Annotated in this window: 17 protein-coding genes and 1 tRNA gene; 10 read left to right on the forward strand and 8 right to left on the reverse strand. The window is 38.1% G+C overall.

Annotated features, from left to right (window positions below):
- Positions 1 to 14: 14 nt before the first annotated feature.
- Positions 15 to 314 carry a hypothetical protein gene (locus BFP77_RS01405; protein ID WP_099572291.1) on the reverse strand — a complete coding sequence of 100 codons (300 nt, stop codon included), beginning with the start codon at positions 312 to 314 and terminating at the stop codon, positions 15 to 17.
- Positions 315 to 409: 95 nt separating this feature from the next.
- Positions 410 to 1,009, reverse strand: coding sequence for a GTP cyclohydrolase I FolE (gene folE, locus BFP77_RS01410; protein ID WP_099572292.1), 600 nt, complete (start codon positions 1,007 to 1,009; stop codon positions 410 to 412).
- A 243-nt stretch (positions 1,010 to 1,252) separates the two neighbouring features.
- On the opposite strand from folE, the gene BFP77_RS01415 reads away from it, so the two are divergent.
- From BFP77_RS01415 to BFP77_RS01425, 3 genes are read left to right on the forward strand one after another with little or no spacing between them, the layout of a single operon-like run.
- Positions 1,253 to 1,933: an ABC transporter ATP-binding protein gene (locus BFP77_RS01415; RefSeq protein WP_099572293.1), complete on the forward strand. Its 681-nt coding sequence runs from the start codon at positions 1,253 to 1,255 to the stop codon at positions 1,931 to 1,933.
- A gap of 13 nt (positions 1,934 to 1,946) precedes the next feature.
- Positions 1,947 to 2,504, forward strand: a complete 558-nt coding sequence (locus tag BFP77_RS01420; protein ID WP_099572294.1) for a CPBP family intramembrane glutamic endopeptidase — start codon at positions 1,947 to 1,949, stop codon at positions 2,502 to 2,504.
- Positions 2,501 to 3,265 carry a TIGR02757 family protein gene (locus tag BFP77_RS01425; protein WP_099572295.1) on the forward strand — a complete coding sequence of 255 codons (765 nt, stop codon included), beginning with the start codon at positions 2,501 to 2,503 and terminating at the stop codon, positions 3,263 to 3,265. The genes BFP77_RS01420 and BFP77_RS01425 overlap by 4 nt, the downstream gene beginning before the upstream one ends.
- On the opposite strand, the gene BFP77_RS01430 is transcribed toward BFP77_RS01425, so the two are convergent.
- The 3 genes from BFP77_RS01430 to BFP77_RS01445 form a co-directional block, all read right to left on the reverse strand.
- Complete coding sequence (locus BFP77_RS01430) at positions 3,262 to 5,064, reverse strand: cytochrome-c peroxidase (RefSeq protein WP_099572296.1); 1,803 nt, start codon at positions 5,062 to 5,064, stop codon at positions 3,262 to 3,264. The genes BFP77_RS01425 and BFP77_RS01430 overlap by 4 nt on opposite strands.
- Positions 5,065 to 5,141: 77 nt before the next feature.
- Positions 5,142 to 6,725: a hypothetical protein gene (locus BFP77_RS01435; protein WP_180272283.1), complete on the reverse strand. Its 1,584-nt coding sequence runs from the start codon at positions 6,723 to 6,725 to the stop codon at positions 5,142 to 5,144.
- Positions 6,726 to 6,930: 205 nt separating this feature from the next.
- The gene (locus BFP77_RS01445; protein ID WP_099572297.1) at positions 6,931 to 8,067 is read right to left on the reverse strand and encodes a Gfo/Idh/MocA family protein; all 1,137 of its coding nucleotides are present in this window, start codon (positions 8,065 to 8,067) and stop codon (positions 6,931 to 6,933) included.
- A gap of 121 nt (positions 8,068 to 8,188) precedes the next feature.
- Between BFP77_RS01445 and BFP77_RS01450 the strand changes: the two genes are divergently transcribed.
- A complete protein-coding gene (locus tag BFP77_RS01450) occupies positions 8,189 to 9,676 on the forward strand; it encodes a S10 family peptidase (RefSeq protein ID WP_099572298.1) in 1,488 nt (495 codons plus the stop codon).
- Here BFP77_RS01450 and BFP77_RS01455 read toward each other — a convergent pair.
- Positions 9,673 to 10,131 (reverse strand): hypothetical protein, encoded by a 459-nt coding sequence (locus tag BFP77_RS01455; RefSeq protein ID WP_180272284.1) that lies wholly within the window; start codon positions 10,129 to 10,131, stop codon positions 9,673 to 9,675. The genes BFP77_RS01450 and BFP77_RS01455 overlap by 4 nt on opposite strands.
- Positions 10,132 to 10,252: 121 nt before the next feature.
- Between BFP77_RS01455 and BFP77_RS01460 the strand changes: the two genes are divergently transcribed.
- The 4 genes from BFP77_RS01460 (at position 10,253) to BFP77_RS17190 (ending at position 13,091) form a co-directional block, all read left to right on the forward strand.
- Entirely contained in the window at positions 10,253 to 10,705 is a 453-nt protein-coding gene (locus BFP77_RS01460; RefSeq protein ID WP_099572299.1) for a hypothetical protein, read from the forward strand.
- A gap of 118 nt (positions 10,706 to 10,823) precedes the next feature.
- Positions 10,824 to 11,510: an SGNH/GDSL hydrolase family protein gene (locus tag BFP77_RS01465; protein ID WP_099572300.1), complete on the forward strand. Its 687-nt coding sequence runs from the start codon at positions 10,824 to 10,826 to the stop codon at positions 11,508 to 11,510.
- Between the two features lie 7 nt (positions 11,511 to 11,517).
- On the forward strand, positions 11,518 to 12,357 hold the full coding sequence (locus BFP77_RS17185; RefSeq protein ID WP_257212824.1) for a phytoene desaturase family protein: 840 nt from the start codon (positions 11,518 to 11,520) through the stop codon (positions 12,355 to 12,357).
- A complete protein-coding gene (locus tag BFP77_RS17190; RefSeq protein WP_257212825.1) occupies positions 12,315 to 13,091 on the forward strand; it encodes a phytoene desaturase family protein in 777 nt (258 codons plus the stop codon). The genes BFP77_RS17185 and BFP77_RS17190 overlap by 43 nt, the downstream gene beginning before the upstream one ends.
- A gap of 121 nt (positions 13,092 to 13,212) precedes the next feature.
- Here the strand turns inward: BFP77_RS17190 and BFP77_RS01475 are convergent, their stop codons facing one another.
- Entirely contained in the window at positions 13,213 to 14,079 is an 867-nt protein-coding gene (locus BFP77_RS01475; protein WP_099572301.1) for a phytanoyl-CoA dioxygenase family protein, read from the reverse strand.
- Between the two features lie 267 nt (positions 14,080 to 14,346).
- Here BFP77_RS01475 and BFP77_RS01480 point away from each other — a divergent pair, with 267 nt between their 5' ends.
- Complete coding sequence (locus BFP77_RS01480; protein ID WP_099572311.1) at positions 14,347 to 15,912, forward strand: M28 family metallopeptidase; 1,566 nt, start codon at positions 14,347 to 14,349, stop codon at positions 15,910 to 15,912.
- A 108-nt stretch (positions 15,913 to 16,020) separates the two neighbouring features.
- On the opposite strand, the gene BFP77_RS01485 is transcribed toward BFP77_RS01480, so the two are convergent.
- Positions 16,021 to 16,096 (reverse strand) — tRNA-His (locus tag BFP77_RS01485).
- A gap of 150 nt (positions 16,097 to 16,246) precedes the next feature.
- On the opposite strand from BFP77_RS01485, the gene BFP77_RS01490 reads away from it, so the two are divergent.
- The gene (locus tag BFP77_RS01490; RefSeq protein WP_099572302.1) at positions 16,247 to 18,295 is read left to right on the forward strand and encodes a sensor histidine kinase; all 2,049 of its coding nucleotides are present in this window, start codon (positions 16,247 to 16,249) and stop codon (positions 18,293 to 18,295) included.
- Positions 18,296 to 18,474: the final 179 nt, after the last annotated feature.

Below are 18,474 nucleotides of genomic sequence, written 5' to 3' on the forward strand. Positions count from 1 at the left end.
TTTCATGGCGGTTTCTAAACCTCTATAGTCCTACCCTTCTTACTGCCTTTAAAAATATATGTATACAGCCACATTATAGTAAAGGTAGGAATAACATCAAGCCCAGGAATTATCTCCTCTATAAAGGTAACGATTCCAGCAGCCTGACCAATTTTACCCTTATACATACGGGTCATTAACCAACCAGATAAAGGTGCCCAAAAAATATCCGAGAAATCACCTAGAAGAGGCACAGCGAACGAGAGCATTCCAATACCATCAAAAAGTAGGCCCAGGAATAAATTTTTAAATTTTTTATCTTTTGTTTTAGACATGTGCAAATATTAGTGTTCGGTTGTTTTAGTACAACAAAGATGGCAAAAACAAATATAAAGCTTATAACAAAAGGTCTATCAGCAGTAGTATAAAATCACGATAAATTAGAACTGATCAATTTCAAAAATTCGTTTCTCGTCTCTATTTTCTCAAATTGACCTCTAAATCCAGAAGTTGTCGTAACAGAATTCTGTTTTTGCACACCTCGCATCATCATGCACATATGAGAAGCCTCTATTACAACGGCAACACCCTTGGGCTTTAACGTATTGTTGATACACTCAAGAATATCATGTGTTAGCCTTTCCTGTACCTGAAGTCTTCTCGCAAAAATATCGACAATTCTAGGTATCTTGCTCAACCCGACAATATGTCCGTTAGGAATGTACGCTACGTGGGCTTTACCAAAAAACGGTAACATATGGTGTTCACACAAAGAATAGAGTTCTATATCCTTTATGATAACCATGTCATCATAATCCTCCTTAAACATGGCGCCTTTTAATATTTCTCCGGCATTCTGTTTGTATCCCTGCGTTAAGAAAAGCATTGCTTTCGCAGCGCGTTCAGGAGTCTTGACAAGACCTTCTCGAGAAACGTCTTCTCCTATTTCATCGATGATGGATGAGAATCTATTTTTAACCTCGTCTGTGATTTCTAAGTTGTATTCTTCTAAATTTCTATAAGGAGACATTTATTTTGTTTAAATTTTTCAATTAATCTTTAAACAAATTTAAAGATTAAATTATTCAAGCACTACATTTCAGCCAAAATAATACGTTAAAATTTCAACGACCCGAAAACAATAGATAAAAGGTATGGGACATTTATATTCCATATATTATTTTCTTCAAGAGATTAAATTGAAATATGGCCGGTTTCTCATATTTTGCCATGTCCACACCATTCGCTAATTTCACTCTTTAGACAAATTTAAATGATAAAAGCAACAAACCTTCATAAATACTATGGAGATTTAGAAGTACTTAAAGGTGTTGATTTGCACATTACAAAAGGTGAGATAGTTTCTATCGTTGGTGCCTCAGGAGCTGGCAAAACAACCCTTTTACAGATTCTTGGCACATTGGATGTGCAATCTAACAGGAAAGACAGCAGTTTGTTGATAAATGATACGGAGACCAGCTCCTTAAACGACAAGGAGTTGGCCCGGTTTAGGAACGAACACATAGGCTTTATTTTTCAGTTTCATCAACTACTTCCAGAATTCACGGCCATAGAGAACGTTTGTTTGCCCGCATTTATCAAAAAAACTTCAAAGCCCGATGCTGAAAAGCGCGCTAAAGAACTCTTGGATTTCTTAGGCCTCAAAGACCGTTATCTTCATAAACCAGCCGAATTATCGGGGGGCGAGCAACAGCGGGTTGCCGTAGCAAGAGCTCTGATAAATAATCCTTCAATAATTTTCGCCGATGAGCCAAGCGGTAATCTAGACTCTGAGAGTGCGGACAAGCTTCACAATCTATTTTTTGAACTACGGGAAAAATTTGGACAAACCTTCGTTATTGTTACGCATAATGAAGACCTGGCCGAAATGGCCGATAGGAAGCTTACCATGGTCGATGGTAAAATTATAAATAAAGCCGTGATAGCTTCTTAATTAGGTGATATCTATGCTACAAGAGCTTTGGAGTTATATTAAGAATCCAAATTATACCGAAGACGCCAATCAAGATTTCAGTTATCGATTTCGTACGCTAGTAGTTTTGATCGCGCTTTCCATTATGGCAAGTATAGTGTTTGGGTTAACGATTGCTGCCTTCGAAGGACTGTTTCAATTAGATCTGGGCAAACACACCATAGATGACCTTGTTGAAAATTATCCGCCCGTGTATCTCTTTTTGGGAGCAGTAGTGCTGGCTCCTGTCTTGGAGGAACTCCTATTTAGGGGACCTATGATTTTCTTTAAACGTAAATCTTACTTTCCAATCATCTATTATGCACTAACACTCATATTTGGTTTTTATCATATTACCAATTTTGAAATAACCACTACTATAATTTTAATGTCCCCCCTACTCGTCTCTCCCCAATTGTTCGTAGGCAGTGCTTTAGGTTTCATTAGAGTCCGTTTTGGACTTCTTTGGGCTATTGGTCTTCATGCGCTTTATAACCTTCTATTGGTTGGCCCTATACTTTTGTTAAAGGTTTTAAATATACCCTTGGAATGACCAAAGCAGCATTGAAGGAATTTTTGGACGAAAAAGTAATGGCCTATAATAATCCAAAGTTCCTAGAATCGGATCCCATACAAATACCCCATGTATTTCACCGCAAGGAAGATGTTGAAATCAGTGCATTTCTAACCGCGACCATAGCTTGGGGCAACCGCAAAAGCATTATCAACAACAGCCGAAAATTAATGCGCCTTATGAATGAAAGTCCGTTTGAGTTCGTAATGAATCATACCGAGGATGACTTACACCACTTGCAGGATTTCGTTCATCGTACCTTTAACGGAATCGATTTAGCTTTTTTTGTAAATAGTCTGCAACATATTTACAAAAATCATGGCGGTCTGGAAGGCATCTTTACAAAATATCAAGAGAAGGATTCGCTCCAGCCCACGATATCTAAGTTTAAAGAAATCTTTTTTGAGCTTCCACATCAGCCCCGTACAACCAAACATGTTTCCGACCCTCTAAAAGGTTCCGCTGCAAAACGCATTAATATGTTTCTCCGATGGATGGTGAGAGATGCCAACACCAATGTCGATTTCGGATTATGGAAGCACATACCCGCTTCAAAACTGTCATGTCCGTTAGATGTGCATTCCGGGAACGTAGCCCGTAAATTGAAGCTTTTAAAGCGCAAACAGAACGATGCTAAAGCTTTGGCAGAGCTTGATGCAAATTTAAGGAAGTTAGACCCACATGATCCTGCAAAATATGATTTTGCCCTATTTGGATTAGGGGTTTTTGAAAAGTTTTAATACTTGTCCACATTTACATCCGTAAGTGTTTTCACAAAAGCTACCAAAGCCAGTTGTTCTTTCTTGGTTAGGTTTAACTCATCAAAAGGAAGCGTTTGTCTTTCTAGTTCAAAACCCATTCCTGCTCCTCCACCCTTATTATAAAAATCCATGACTTCCTCCAAGGTAGCATATACACCATTATGCATGTAGGGTGCTGTTACTTCGACATTACGTAGCGTAGGTGTCTTGAACATTCCACGGTGCAACTCTTCCTCGAATCTCCAAAAGAAACCCAAATCGTCATCCAGTTCTCTGTTGCTATTGGTTTTAGGCACACCTATGACCTCTTTTTCCGTTTCGGTGTAGAATGGAGGTACCGTTCCGTTGGTCAAGGGCATAAAATGGCATGACGCACATAAAGCTTTCCCCATAAAAAGATTCATTCCAAGTTTTTCTTCATTAGTAAAGGTATTTTCTTCCCCCCTTATATTCTTATCAAATTTAGAGTTAAAACCATTTAAAGTCCCCACATAGGCAGAAATCGCATTAATAACATGAGTGTTCTTTAAGTGCACATCTCCAAAAACATTTTTAAACATTTTTTCATAGAGGGTATCTTGTAATATCTTTTCAGAAAACTGATGTACCATAGCGTTAAATTCCTTTTTATTAGTAAATACAGCAGAAATTTGATCGTTTAAAGTTGGCGAGCGTCCGTCCCAAAAGAAATTTTTCTGATAAATAGAATTTATTAATGTTGGGGTATTACGTTCTAACGGGTTTTGAGCGTTATCCAAATTTACTGTTAGCCCATCTGCATAAGCTTTTTCTGGCTTATGACAAGTTGCACAGGCCATTTTACCATTAGCAGCCAGTTTCGTATCCATAAAAAGTCTTTTCCCTAATACTATTTTTTCAGGTGTCGGGTGTCTTTCTATAGGCGGTGTAAAATAAGTTTTATTAAAGGAGTTGTTTTCGAAAAAAGTGGTCGCCTCAAAATTGAAAGGTTTATTATCTACATTCTCCCACTCACCGCTTTTATTCCTAATCGCTGCCCAGTCCCTAGTAATAGAGTTAAAATAATCCCTTATGAAGACAAATCTGTCAAAAGAATCAAAATCTTCATTTCTTTTAATATAGTTAATAGCTTTGTTGATATTTCCTATGAAAGACGAATCTAAACTTTCTGATTTATCCTTTATTATTTGAGCCAGTGTTAGTTCATAGCATTTTTTCAGATTTTCTAAGGAAATAGAGGTTTCCGAAATACCCAAATGACTAACTGGCGTATCAAAACCCGATATACCGTGACTAACAATCCTTAATAACTGCTGATGCACAGCTATAAAAAAACGTTGGGAAGTCAAAGGCCTATTAGCAATTGTTTGTGTTAAATTTTTCAATAGCCCTTTTGTCATACGAACTTCTACCTTAAACTGCTCTTTTGAAAGTGCCCCATCATAGATGCTTTCTTCAATCTTTTGAAGACCAAAGGGCTTCATAATTTTACCCGTATCCTCCTTATATACTGGAAGTGCAGGCCCGTTGGCTCTATGCCCTACTTCTGGATTTAGATATGAGGCATATGGTTCTGCCTTTTTAAATTCCTGTCTTGCTAAAATAAAAATTCGCTTTGCTTCCCTATCAGTAGGATTTAATGTGGATAATGTATCCAAATAAAGAGCACAATTAGTCGCCGCTTGTAAGTAAAGGTTTTGTGCTTTTTCCCATTTTGGGCGTGTTACTCCTTTTTTCTTTTGACATGAACTACCTAAAAAAAGAATCAAGATAAAAATGAGGCTATAGTTGAGTTTCATTAGTTATGATTGAAAAGTTAAATTAAAAGAGCCTCCATTTTTCAATGGAGACCCTCTTTTAAATACGTAGTCTAAAATTAACGGGGCAAACCTTTAAGAATAACAATTTGGCCCCCTTGGTCATCCTCTCTTGCACCTGCTGCAATAGCTTCAGTATTGGTTTCCATATCATGACCATCCAAGCCTTTAAAATCATCACTCTCCCAATAGTGCGGTTGTAAGTTTAAAAGGAAGGTTCCTGGTTCTCCAACCTTATCGGATATGTCTACGAGTGCCCCAAACTCTCCGCTAAAACCTGTACTCCCGGTCGGGTCTAAATCTTGCCGAACTATCATCTCCAATACTACTCTGGAATTATTTCCGTTTAAATCCGTTTGATAAATGTATGCCGCATGACCTCTATCAAAAGAATTAGGATCTTCTTGTAAATAGATAAAATTTTCAGTGACCGTAATATTTTCAGGACTTTGTAATTCAGCAAGATTACCATCTGCATTATTGGTGTCGGTATTCCCGCTAATTATCTGGGTTAATTTCCCCGTTAATGGGGAATCTTCGTCCAATTCTAATTTGTAGGCCGTACCCCAGTCGTTGTAGGTTCCTCTTCCTGGGCCTCTACCCGTGACCGCAAAGAATATATTTCTACCCAATGCATCAGACCCTTTCTGATAATCTACATCTTCAACCCTCATAAAAGCGGAAGCAAAAACACCAACACAGGCATCTTCCATTTCAGATTTGGTTAACGCTGCACCGTCTACAATTTCTACAAACTCCACGTCATATGTGACCTGAAAATCCAAATTAGATTCGTTATAAATGGTATTCGCCTGTACATCTTGAAGGCCGCCGGCACCATCGGAAACCTGCTTTAACCTAAGTACATATATTTTTCCTCCATCTAAGTCTGCATCTCCATTTTCCGAATAGTATAATGTTACTTGACCTTCAGAACCACTAGAATCATCGTCCCCGCCTATTATAACCGTCTTACCGGCATAAGCGTCTTTGGGTAGCGGCACCGCATTTTCCCAAGCAAATTCTCCTAGGGCGTCCAAACCAAAATCAGCGGTCGGCGTTGGTGTAACTATATATGGATCTATTCCTTTTACATCATAATTAAAACTTTCTGAAGCGGAAAGAAACAAATCTGTAGCACCACCATGAATTTCTGCCTCCCACATGGTTCCTGAACACTGTCTCGCAAAATCAGCTACTCCAGAATTTAGTAACCAATCTCCTTCCAATGGATTTAAATTTGCATCTAGTTTAATACGAGCAACACCATAGTCATCTTCGGCATTCACAACATATAAATATCCATCACTATTTGGGTCTCTTAAAAACCCGGCACCATCCTGGGCTCCTACTAATTGGAAACCATTGGACAATGTATCTCTGGTGCTAATTAAGGAGTACGCCTTAACAAAATTGAATTGCGGTTGAATGGCTACCAGAGGCTCTAAGGCAGATTTGTTTTCGAACATTCCAGGCATAATAGTGAGGTCCTCACCATCTTTGCCGTCCTCACCGTCGATTCCATCAACACCATCAACGCCGTCAATACCATCAATACCATCTTCCGGGTTACAACTCCATAAAGAAATACCAATGAATGACCATAACATTGCCCTGATCAATAATTTTTTTGATTTTTTCATTTTCATAATAGTTTTAAGGTTATAAATTTTCCTCAAAATTATCACGACGACCTTAGGTTAAGGTATACTGAAAATTAGCATTATATTTTTTTAGTTTTAAGAAACCGTTAGCATGTAAACTAATCGTAAGATGATCATAAAGCCCAAATAAACTTAATGTTAAGCGCTCCCCAAACCCCATTTTCTAGGGACCTTAGAAACCTTTTCAACTAACAATACCCATTCTACCAAGATTCAAGGGTTGCTTTTTCCCGCCTTCGGCAATGGATTTATAAATGGCCTCTACTATAATCATATCCCGTTTACCCATTTCGCCTGGGGCTACATTTACTGTATCTTTTAGAATATGTTTGGAAAAATCATCCATTTGTAAAGCCTGTTGTCTTTTATGTGGAAACTTAATTTCATTTCCCTTGGATGTTCTTCCGCTTATAGGTCCATAACTATGTGCTGGTTCGAGTTCAAACCAACCCTTATCTCCATGAACTTTTAAGCGATTACCATTGGCATTATGAGAAGTCATCATATGCGCAACGGCACCATTAGCAAACTCAAATTGCGCTGTTATGGTCTCGTCCGTATCCTTAAAATAATCCGGTCTTGTACTAAATTCCTGGGCGCTCACGGAAATGGGGTTTTGTCCGGCACCATAAATGGAAGTCTGTATGGAGTATACGCCCATATTCACTAAAGCACCTCCTCCTGATAAAGCACGATTCAAGCGCCATTGTTCTGGATTTCCTCTTGAAATATAAGCCGCATCAGAAGATACAAAAGTAACTTCGCCAAAGGTTTTTTCTTTCACATACTTCTTCACTTCATTGGTATACGGGTCGGATTGCATGCGATAACCAACGCTTAATTTAACATTAGCTTCCTTACATGCCGCAATAATTGCATCGCATTCGGCAACGCTAACTGCCATAGGTTTTTCGCATATCACGTGTTTACCTGCCTTTGCTGCCCTAATACAGAAATCCGCATGCATGCTATTGGGTAGTACCACATAAATAATGTCTATGTCAGGATTATCTGCAATGTTGTCAAAATTTTCATAATTATAAATATTGGCATCCCTTATATCGTATTTCTGCTTCCAAATAGTCTCTTTCTCTTTAGTCCCTGTGACTATTCCCGCTAAATAACAATGATCCGTAACCTGTAATGAGGGTGCAAGTTGCCCGGTACTATAACTACCCAAGCCTACTAAAGCGACCCCTAATTTGGTTTTGTTCTGAGTATTTGTATTTGCACAGGCCAGCGCGGTACCACCAAGTAGAGCAGCACTTGTGAGTCCCCTACCTAAGGTAATGGAAAAATCACGTCTCGAAAGTTTGTCCATAAATTGTATCCTATATCATTCTTAAATATACTAAGAAACGAGCTGTTATTAAATTGATTTGAAGAATAGAATTCTTTTCATCAAAAATGTATATTTTTAGAGGGACTAATTCAACCAAAAAATGAAAAAATTACTTTCTTCCTTACTTATTCTTACCATTTCGGCTTTTAGCTTTTCACAGGAAAGAACTATCCCCATAGATACAGCAATAACTACGCAACATAGTGTAACGATTAACGGCACTCCTATAAGTTATACTGCAAAAACAGGAACACAACCAGTTTGGGACGAAATGGGTAAGCCAACTGCTGCACTACACTACACGTATTACACTAGGAATAATGTCAAGGACCGCGCTTCAAGACCGTTACTAATTTCATTTAATGGCGGCCCGGGTTCCGGCTCTGTGTGGATGCACTTGGCCTATACCGGACCAAGAGTGCTGAAAATTGATGATGAAGGTTATCCTGTACAGCCCTATGGTGTAAAGGAAAATCCTTTTTCTGTTCTAGACGTGACCGATATTGTGTATGTAAATCCTGCCAATACGGGGTATTCCAGGACAATTCCCGAAACTGGTAAAGAAGTAGATCGCGAAAAGTTTTTTGGCATCAATGCGGATATAAAATATTTAGCGGAATGGTTAAATACGTTCGTGACTCGCAACAATAGATGGCGTTCCCCAAAGTATATCATTGGAGAAAGTTATGGAGGCACTAGGGTAATGGGACTTTCTTTGGCACTACAAGAGCAGCAATGGATGTATCTCAACGGAGTAATTATGGTTTCTCCAGCAGATTATAAGGTTATTAGGGTTGGCGGACCCGTATCCGATGCATTAAAACTACCCTATTTTACGGCTGCCGCTTGGCACCATAAGGCCTTACCTCCGGAATTACAGGCTAAAGATTTATTAGAAGTTTTACCCGAGTCCGAAGCGTATACCGTTAATTCACTTATCCCAGCAATTGCAAAAGGTGGTTTTATCTCCGATAATGAACGTCAAGCAGCTGCGAAAAAAATGGCCTATTATTCCGGTTTAAATGAAAAAGATATTTTAGACCAAAACCTGTCAGTACCCACATCTTTCTTCTGGAAAAACCTTTTAAAAGAAAAAGGTGGTTATACGGTAGGGCGACTAGATTCCCGTTATTTGGGAATAGACAAAAACCTTATGGGTACTAGGCCCGACTATAATTCGGAATTAACTTCTTGGCTTCATAGCTTTACGCCGGCTATCAATTATTATCTACAAGAAGAACTAAAGTTTAAAACGGATATTAAATATAATATGTTCGGCCCTGTGCATCCTTGGAACAATGAAAATGATAATACTAGGGATGATTTGAGACTAGCTATGGCACAAAACCCATATTTAAACGTGATGGTACAGTCCGGGTATTACGACGGTGCCACTACATATTTCAATGCAAAGTACACCATGTGGCAGGTAGACCCTAGTGGAAGAATGAAAGACCGTTTTAGCTTCAAAGGATACCGTTCTGGGCACATGATGTACCTTAGAAGGGAAGATTTGAAAAATGCCAATGATGACATCAGGGCATTTATCTCAAAAACATTGGCAAACGGAAAAAGTGCCAAATACTAGTTTCCTTGAAGTACTTTTGGGGATATAGCAAGTACGTAAAGGGAAGGATAGGCCTGTTTCCCCTCTTTAGATAATTCTGGAATTAAGAGACCATCGGCTCCTATGGCATCCCTAAATTGCTGTGCACGACGCCTTTTTTTGCGTTGCTTAAAAATATCGATGGTTACTCCTACGCTAGCTCCTCCTAAAACTGTGGCTAACAAGTCGTCATTGTCCCAACCATCATATTGGGCCTTGTCTATACTCTCTTTTGCCAGCCCTATTAAAATACTCCCACCCACTGAGCCTACAAAGGTCCAGGTCCTGTTTCCCTTTGAAATTTGACTGGCCACACCAGCGCCAACAAGACCATATAGATTTCCTCCTAAAAAATGAAGCGCCTTATCACTTTCTACCTGGGCATTGGTCTTCCAAATAAAACAAAGGAGTATAAGAAGTACAAAAACTTTTTTCATAACATTGCAAAGATATTAATATCAAACAACAAGGTTATTGGAATAACACCACTCTTTTTATTATACCGCTAAACAGAAATCAAGATTTAAAAAATATTATCTTAGGTATTTAATACGCCATATGGAAATAAAAACATTTTTAAAAACGCTTAGCTTTATGCATTTGGCACTTGTTATAGGGCTATCTATATTTACCGTGCTTGCTTATACTCAAAATATGGATTTCAATACAGAAACGGACACAAAAAATGTGCTTCTGTATATAGTGCCAATTGCAGCGCTGACAGGTTATTTCGGAAGTCAGTTCTTATTTAAAAAACTACTGATGAGAATTACTGATACGGACTCTTTAGAAGAAAAACTAAAAAAATATCAATCTGCATCGCACCTAAAGTACGCTTTGATAGAAGCTCCGGCATTTCTTGCCCTATTCGCATACTATAACTCAGGAAACGCACTGCCTTTGGTTATCGCCGTATGCCTTTTGGTTTATTTATTCGTTCAAAAACCGAGTAAGCAAAAAATCTTAATGGAAATTCCATTAACTATAGAGCAAAGAAGAGAATTGGAGTAAATGACCTTGGATAAGCTTACGGGGCATTGGAAGGAAAGGCGCTAATATTTTTTTTCGACGCATGCGTCTGGGGTATTATAAATCTCGCTTATCGAGTACTATTAAAACATACGACATTATGAAAAATTATACGCTAATACTTATGGGTATTTTTAGTTTTCTAACAGGTTTCCAAGAAACCGTAGCACAAGATTGGGCGGATTTAGGCCACTTTGAAGAGGCCAATAGTCGTATAGAGGGGCCAAAAGAAAATGAGGACAGGGTGGTATTTATGGGGAATTCCATAACCATAGGCTGGTTGAATGCTAGGCCTTCTTTTTTTAAGGATAAACCCTATATTAACCGTGGTATTAGTGGTCAGACGACACCACAGATGCTCGTTAGGTTTCGGCAAGATGTCATAGACCTTCAGCCAAAGGTGGTCGTAATTTTAGCCGGCACAAATGATATTGCTGGTAACACAGGTCCGTCCACTCTTCCAATGATATTGGACAATATTAAAGGAATGGCGGAGCTTGCCGCTGCAAACAATATCAAGGTTATACTATCTTCCACCCTACCCGCTTATGACTATCCATGGAGACCTGGATTAAAGCCCAATGAAAAAATTCCAATATTGAATGCAATGATTAAAGCATATGCAGAGACGAATGGTCATGTTTATCTCGATTATTTTTCTGCAATGGCGGACGAACGTAACGGATTACCAAAAAAATATGCAGATGATGAAGTTCACCCAACCGTTGCAGGATACAAAGTAATGGAACCTATGGTAGAAGCTGCTATAGCATCCGCCCTTAAATAAATATTCATTGAAAGAGACCAACGCAAATTGGGATACTATCATAATTGGTTCTGGTGCCGGAGGTCTGGCAGCGGCCATTTGCTTATCTAGAGCCGGTAAAAAAGTATTGGTCCTAGAACAGCATGACGTTCCCGGAGGTTGGTGCCATAGTTTTTATCTTCATGGTCATAGATTTACACCGGGTGTGCATTATATAGGTCTTTTAGGCGAGGGAGAAGCTACAAGTGATTTATACAAGGGCTTGGGAATAGCTAACGACCTCGTATTCTTTAGGATGAATCCGAAGGCCTATGAACATGTACATATCGGGGATTATCGCTTTGATTTTCCGGATAATCCTAAAGAATTAGAGGAGCGTTTAATAAAAGCATTCCCCAAAGAGGAGAAGGGAATAAAGAAATACTTAAAGTTGATCCGCTTAGCAAGTGAAGAACTTTATTCACTCCCGTACATTAAGGGGTTCTGGCAGAAACTAACACTACCATACCGTACGCGTCATTTTGGAAAGTATGGCCTTTTTAGTCTCCGCAGGGTTATCAATTGGCATATCAAGGATCCATTACTTAAGAATATTCTAAACATACAGTGCGGGGATCATGGAGTGCAGCCTAGAAAAGCAGCTTTCATTTTGCATGCAGCTTTGATGTTCCATTATTTTAAAGGAGGATATTATCCCATGGGCGGTGGCGGTGCTCTTATTAAAGCAATGACCAATGCCATCAAAAAACACAACGGCGTCATTAAAACAAGTACAGCCGTAAGTAAAATAGTCCTGGATAATTCTGTAGAAAAAAAGCCATTGGCGTGGAACTCGAAAATGGCACCACACTATTTGCTAATAATATAATTTCCAATGCCGATGTAGGAATAACGTATAATCAGTTGGTAGGCCGGGAGAATCTAAGCGCTAAGCTCCTTAAAAAGTTAGATAAAACTATATATTCCTGCACCTCTTTGATGTTATTTTTAACCGTAGAATTGGACTTTAAAAAATCTGGACTAGATTCTGGTAATATCTGGATGATGCCGGACAAAGATGCCGATGATTACTACGATGGCGCTATGCAAAAGGATATTTTACAGGGAGAAGCGTTTGAGGGAATGTTTGTAAGTTGCACTACATTAAAAGATCCCACAAGTTTTGATGGCAAGCATCATAGTATTGAAGCAATTACCTTTATCAATTACCAAGCCTTTGAAAAATTTAAAAACGAGACAGTTGAAAGATCTTCCGCCTACCTTGAGTTCATGTCCAAACTAACAGATAAAATGATAAATGGACTAGAAAAAGTAGTTCCCGGAATCAGAGATCATATTGTTTCTAAAGATTTAGGTACACCGATTACTAATGAATATTACATTAACACAACCAAAGGTAATGTGTATGGCACTGAAAAGAGTTTAAAACATATTGGACCGTTCGCCTTCAAGGCTAAGAGCGAAATTGAAAACCTGTATCTCTGCGGTGCCAGCATACTCTCACATGGCGTTGCAGGCGCCAGCCATTCTGGTGTGGCAACGGCAGCGGTAATTTTAGGATGCAAGCCAGATGAGGTTAAAGAACCTCTTCCGAACCAATAGTTAATTGTGTTAGAAGCTGAGGCAGATGCAAACACCTATCCCGAGCACATTAGGAAAAAGATTGATTTGAGACAGAAAAGAGCCAAAGACAAATTATCGGTAGAAACGTAATACTGAATTTCTATTGGTACAGTAGCGGAAAAAACTTACCCTGCATCTTCTCCCCTTTTTTAATAGGTGGTACCCCTTTCAACAATTCTTCATCCGTATTACTTACCGTACCATCAGCAAAGACATTGAGCACAAATGCTCTTCTAGGCCTGTCCGACTTATTTTCAAAGGAACCGTGAACTAGTAGCGGATGATGAAAAGTAGCGTACCCCTTTTGTAGCTCAACGGGTACAGGTTTAAACTCTTCTTTTTGTTGGTCGGTCAGATAGTGCATTATTCCATTCATGTCATCCGCTAGCACCGGTGCCTCTAAAAGCCCCCATTTATGGCTCTTGGGAATATAGTGTAAACAACCGTTTTCGGTCGTTGCATCATCCAGTCCGGTCCAACAAGTTAAATGCTGCATGGCAACGGTTCTTGTCCAATAGGAATAATCCTGATGCCACGCAACGACCCCACCATGTTTGGAAGGTTTATAGAAAAGTTGGTCATGCCAAAACCGTACAGATTTATTCTCTAAAAGTTGATGTGCTGCCATTACAAATGCAGGATTCCACAAGACATCGTGGAATCCTTGAGTAATTCTCCAATGTCCTAAAGAATGGAATAATATATTATCAGAATCGGCAGATTCATTACTATGAAATTCATAGAACAACGAATGTCCAGTATGGTTGGGGTCTATAATTTCTGCTAACTCCTTGCGCAATTGTTCCACGCAATCAGTATCTAAAAGTTTAATACCCGACACATAGCCAAAATCATGAAAATGCTGTACTTGCTCCTTAGTAAGTCTGTACTGTTCCCATTCTTCCTTACTAGTAGGCCAATTGAACAATTCCGACACCAATTCATGTATATCCGCTAAGTCTTTCATATATCTGTTTGTAAGAATTAATCACTATGAAAGTCAAAACATACGCATATGATGTTAATAAACGAAATTTTTAAGACCAATAACGCACCTGAAAAAGCAGATGATCTCAGTGCAAGCATGGGCGGCATTAGTCTAAAAACCTAAATTTTGTTAGACCCAAGCGTCGGAGTGTTATAAATCGTCATCATCACTTAAATTTACTATTATCGGACATGTGCTGTAGACTTCTTTTTTGCTATTTTTGATAAACTTTTGATGACTAATAAAATGAAAAAATCGTTACTAATTATTGCGGGTATCCTTGCCTCTTGTAACAGCGCTCAGAAAACGGTAACTCCTTCTGAACAGCAAGTTACCGTTAAAGCTGTTGATCCTGTTGTATATGCTGAAACTATTACGGAAGGGGAATTAAAAGATCATCTTTACATTTATGCCTCCGATGAATTTGAAGGCCGTGAAACCGGTGAACCGGGACAAAAAAAGGCAATCACTTATTTGAAAGGAGCCTATGAGAAATTGGGTATTCCACCAGCAAAAAAGGATGGTGATTATTTTCAAAAAGTACCGCTAGAAGTAAGTAAACTTCCTGTAGGTAAACTAATCCTTAACAATACCGATTATTTACAGGGAGAACATGTCCTGACATTCAATGCTGCGGATTTTTCTGATGATGAGATAGTCTATGTGGGTTATGGTGTGGAAGAAGACACGTATTCTGATTACAAGGGAATGGACCTAATGGGTAAAATTGTTCTCGTTAAATCCGGTGAACCAAAAAACACTGATGGAACCTATAAATTATCAGGAACAGAAGAACGGTCAATGTGGAGTAACATGTCCGAATCATTAGGTAAGAGAATTGAGCTCGCAAAGGATAAAGGTGCCAGAGGGGTGTTGTACTATGACGATAGCAATTTCAGTCGTTTTAAGAGAAGGTTCGATTATATGAGGACCAATGACAGCGGGCGCATGAGCCTAAAGGATAATGCGTCAGGAGATTTCTCAAGTATTTTTATTGATGAAACTATGGCAAAGGAAATATTGCCTAATATAGCTGAAAACCATACTCCTTCCCTATTAGAAGCAAAGGTTTCATTAGATTTTGAAAGCTCCAATGATGAAGTAAATTCTGAAAATGTCGTTGCCTTACTAGAAGGATCGGAAAAACCGAACGAATACGTAATCGTTTCTTCTCATCTTGATCATATCGGCGTAACGGCCAGTGGGGAAATTAATAATGGTGCTGATGACGATGGCTCTGGAACTGTAGCCCTTCTAGAAATTGCTGAAGCTTTCAAAAAAGCCAAGGACGCCGGTAACGGACCAAAACGATCTATAGTATTCTTGCATGTAACAGGAGAAGAAAAAGGACTCTTAGGCTCTCAATACTACACCGATATAGCTCCCATATTTCCTTTAGATCAGACGGTAGCAAATCTAAACATTGACATGATAGGAAGAATAGACCCAGCCAGAGAAGGAGATAGAAACTACATTTATCTTATAGGGTCGGACAAGCTAAGTACCGAACTGCATGAACTCTCCGAGGAGATAAATTCAAAATATGCAAATATAGAATTAGATTATACCTATAACGATGAGAACGATCCTAACCGTTTCTATTATAGAAGCGATCATTACAACTTTGCGAAGAACAACATTCCTATTATATTCTATTTTAATGGTACGCATGCGGATTATCACAAGCCAAGTGATACACCTGATAAAATAAACTATGATTTATTACAGAATAGGTCAAGGCTTATTTTCCACACTGCTTGGGAAGTAGCGAACAGAGAAAATCGCGTAGTAGTCGATAAAGCAGGAAAATAATTCTATGCCGATACAACTTTAAACAAGATTTTGAGATTATGAATTGGTAATTTACACGACAATAAAAAACCCGAACATTAGTTCGGGTTTCTTGTTTTAACGCTCTTAGGGTGGAAGACCGGGTTCGAACCGGCGACCCTCGGTACCACAAACCGATGCTCTAACCAGCTGAGCTACAACCACCATATAATAGCGGTGGTAAAGGTAGATTTTTTTAAAGTATATTTCAAAATAAAAGAAGCTTAATTTAAAACATAATTCTCAAATTTATTATCTACATTAGACCTCATAATGCATTGCCATAGTTGGTAATTTAACAGCCAAGGACTTTAAATTGATTATAAAAACAATATTCAAATCTAAGATTTCATTCTCTTACATTCTTTTCTTCCTCTTCGGTCTTCTACTCAACGCTCAAGATTCATCAAAGGATAGTTTAATTCAACAAATCCAAACGATTAGAAATGAAGGAGAACAAGAGATAAAAAGTAATACTTACGTTGATTTGTTGACGGAACTAGCTGTAAAGTATAGATACAGAGACGCGGACAGTATTTTATTGTTAGCAGACGAAGCCTTAAAATTTTCCAATAAAACAAATTACACTGATGGCAAAGCTTTCTCTTTATTGCGAAAAGCGGACTACTATTCCGATACGGGCAAAGAAGAGAAAGCCAATGAATTGTATACGCGATCGAAAAAGTTAGCTGCTACATCCCGTAATCCTATATTAAGAGTGGAGATCTTAAAGAGTATCGCTGCACACGAATTCGTAAGTCAAAACCTCGAAAACACCGTTAAGGCCTCCTATGAAGGTATTGAGATAGCCAGTGATAATAAGTTGTTTGAATTGGAATCCAAACTAAGGCATAATTTAGGGTATTGCTACAGTTCTTGTAAATTATATGATGAAGCACTTGTAGAATATTTAATAGCTGATAGTCTTTGGACATTAGCAAAAGGAAATTCGTATCATAGAGCAACAACATTATCTAACATTGCACTGAACGCTATAGAAAAAGGAGATTTAAATCTTGGCAAGAGTTATAGTGAAGAAAGTATCGCTATCCTTGAACAACAAAATGAGCCGCTTTGGCTATCAAGGGTTTATAGAACAAAATGCAGATATTATATCAAAAAACAAAATTACGAAAAGGCTTTAAAATGGATTAAAAAATCCGATAGTGCGCTATCCATAATTTACAATCCACGAGATCAAATGGAAATTGATTTAACAAGATCTACCATCCTTAACAATTTGAATAATCAGAGTGAAGCTAAAAAATATGCATTAATTACGTTGGAAGCAGCCTTGAGTTTCAAAGATTCGCTTACACAGGCTAAATCGTATGACATTCTAGAAAAAATAGAGGGGCAAACAAAAAATGCCTACACATATCATCAAAAAAGTGAAGAAATAAGAAGTTTATTAAATGAGAACGGTAAAGTACAAAATCTAGCGCTGCTTAGAGCTAAGATGGATTTCGCAAAAGAAAAGGAAAAACTTAACTTGAAAAACTTAAGAAACACCTTAACACAACAAAAACATTTTCAGTGGATAACCGTTGCGCTCTTAACAACAATCATCATAGCTTTAATTGTCTATAAATCCAATAGAAGGGAAAAACTACTGAACAAACAACTCGAAGAAAAAACAAAAATTCTCTCTGAAAGTCAGACAATATTAAATCAAATTAACAATAATCAAGATAAGCTTTTCTCAATCGTTGGTCATGATTTAAGAGGTCCTATCGTCTCCTTAAGAGAGCTTGTTGATTTTACCTTGGAGAATAAATCAGGTCAGGAATATTTCACCAGGTTTGCCCCTAAACTAAGAAAAGATTTAGACCACATACATTTTACATTGGACAATCTTCTGAGTTGGGGCCAATCGCAAATGAAAGGGGCTACTATTTACAAAGAAACCTTAAATCTTGTAGAAGAATTCAAAACCATACACCTATTTTGTCAAAAAACATTAAATCAAAAAAGTATAATTCTAAAACAAGAACTTTCAGAGAATTTAGAAGTGAGCTGCGATAGAAATCATTTTAATATCGTATTTAGAAACTTAATCTGTAACGCTACTAAATTCTCTAAAGAAAATGGAACCGTAATCATAAGCGCGGTAAAAAAAGAGGGCAACGTCGTTATCAGCATTAGGGACAATGGTATTGGCATGTCCCAAGAGGTTTTGAACAAGGTGTTCAATAGTTCAGAGCATTATTCAACGTTCGGTACCAATAACGAAAGAGGAACAGGGCTTGGGATCAAACTATGTAAAGAAATGTTGAAGAGAAATAATGGTTCTATTTGCCCGGAAAGTAGGGTGAATTCAGGAACTATTATTTACGTTGCACTGCCCATTGCAAAGCGTCAGTAATCCACATGATTGATTTACACTACACATTTTAACGATATAAATTTATTTCTACTTGATTGGTTATTTGATTATTTTAAACGCAACAAATCAACCTCTTAGTTTTAGAATATTAAATAAGCTATTAGAGGTCAGTAGTTAACTGCATATTAGTTTGGACCGGTATACTTTTTCTTTTCCGA

Origin of the sequence: Maribacter sp. 4U21 (assembly GCF_002742365.1) — a bacterium.
Lineage (GTDB): Bacteria > Bacteroidota > Bacteroidia > Flavobacteriales > Flavobacteriaceae > Maribacter.

Excerpts from the sequence above, each read along its gene's own strand:
- BFP77_RS01405 (WP_099572291.1), bottom strand. The coding sequence starts at position 314 with ATGTCTAAAACAAAAGATAAAAAATTTAAAAATTTATTCCTGGGCCTA.
- folE (WP_099572292.1), bottom strand. The coding sequence starts at position 1,009 with ATGTCTCCTTATAGAAATTTAGAAGAATACAACTTAGAAATCACAGAC.
- BFP77_RS01415 (WP_099572293.1), top strand. The coding sequence starts at position 1,253 with ATGATAAAAGCAACAAACCTTCATAAATACTATGGAGATTTAGAAGTA.
- BFP77_RS01420 (WP_099572294.1), top strand. The coding sequence starts at position 1,947 with ATGCTACAAGAGCTTTGGAGTTATATTAAGAATCCAAATTATACCGAA.
- BFP77_RS01425 (WP_099572295.1), top strand. The coding sequence starts at position 2,501 with ATGACCAAAGCAGCATTGAAGGAATTTTTGGACGAAAAAGTAATGGCC.
- BFP77_RS01430 (WP_099572296.1), bottom strand. The coding sequence starts at position 5,064 with ATGAAACTCAACTATAGCCTCATTTTTATCTTGATTCTTTTTTTAGGT.
- BFP77_RS01435 (WP_180272283.1), bottom strand. The coding sequence starts at position 6,725 with ATGAAAAAATCAAAAAAATTATTGATCAGGGCAATGTTATGGTCATTC.
- BFP77_RS01445 (WP_099572297.1), bottom strand. The coding sequence starts at position 8,067 with ATGGACAAACTTTCGAGACGTGATTTTTCCATTACCTTAGGTAGGGGA.
- BFP77_RS01450 (WP_099572298.1), top strand. The coding sequence starts at position 8,189 with ATGAAAAAATTACTTTCTTCCTTACTTATTCTTACCATTTCGGCTTTT.
- BFP77_RS01455 (WP_180272284.1), bottom strand. The coding sequence starts at position 10,131 with ATGAAAAAAGTTTTTGTACTTCTTATACTCCTTTGTTTTATTTGGAAG.
- BFP77_RS01460 (WP_099572299.1), top strand. The coding sequence starts at position 10,253 with ATGGAAATAAAAACATTTTTAAAAACGCTTAGCTTTATGCATTTGGCA.
- BFP77_RS01465 (WP_099572300.1), top strand. The coding sequence starts at position 10,824 with ATGAAAAATTATACGCTAATACTTATGGGTATTTTTAGTTTTCTAACA.
- BFP77_RS01475 (WP_099572301.1), bottom strand. The coding sequence starts at position 14,079 with ATGAAAGACTTAGCGGATATACATGAATTGGTGTCGGAATTGTTCAAT.
- BFP77_RS01480 (WP_099572311.1), top strand. The coding sequence starts at position 14,347 with ATGAAAAAATCGTTACTAATTATTGCGGGTATCCTTGCCTCTTGTAAC.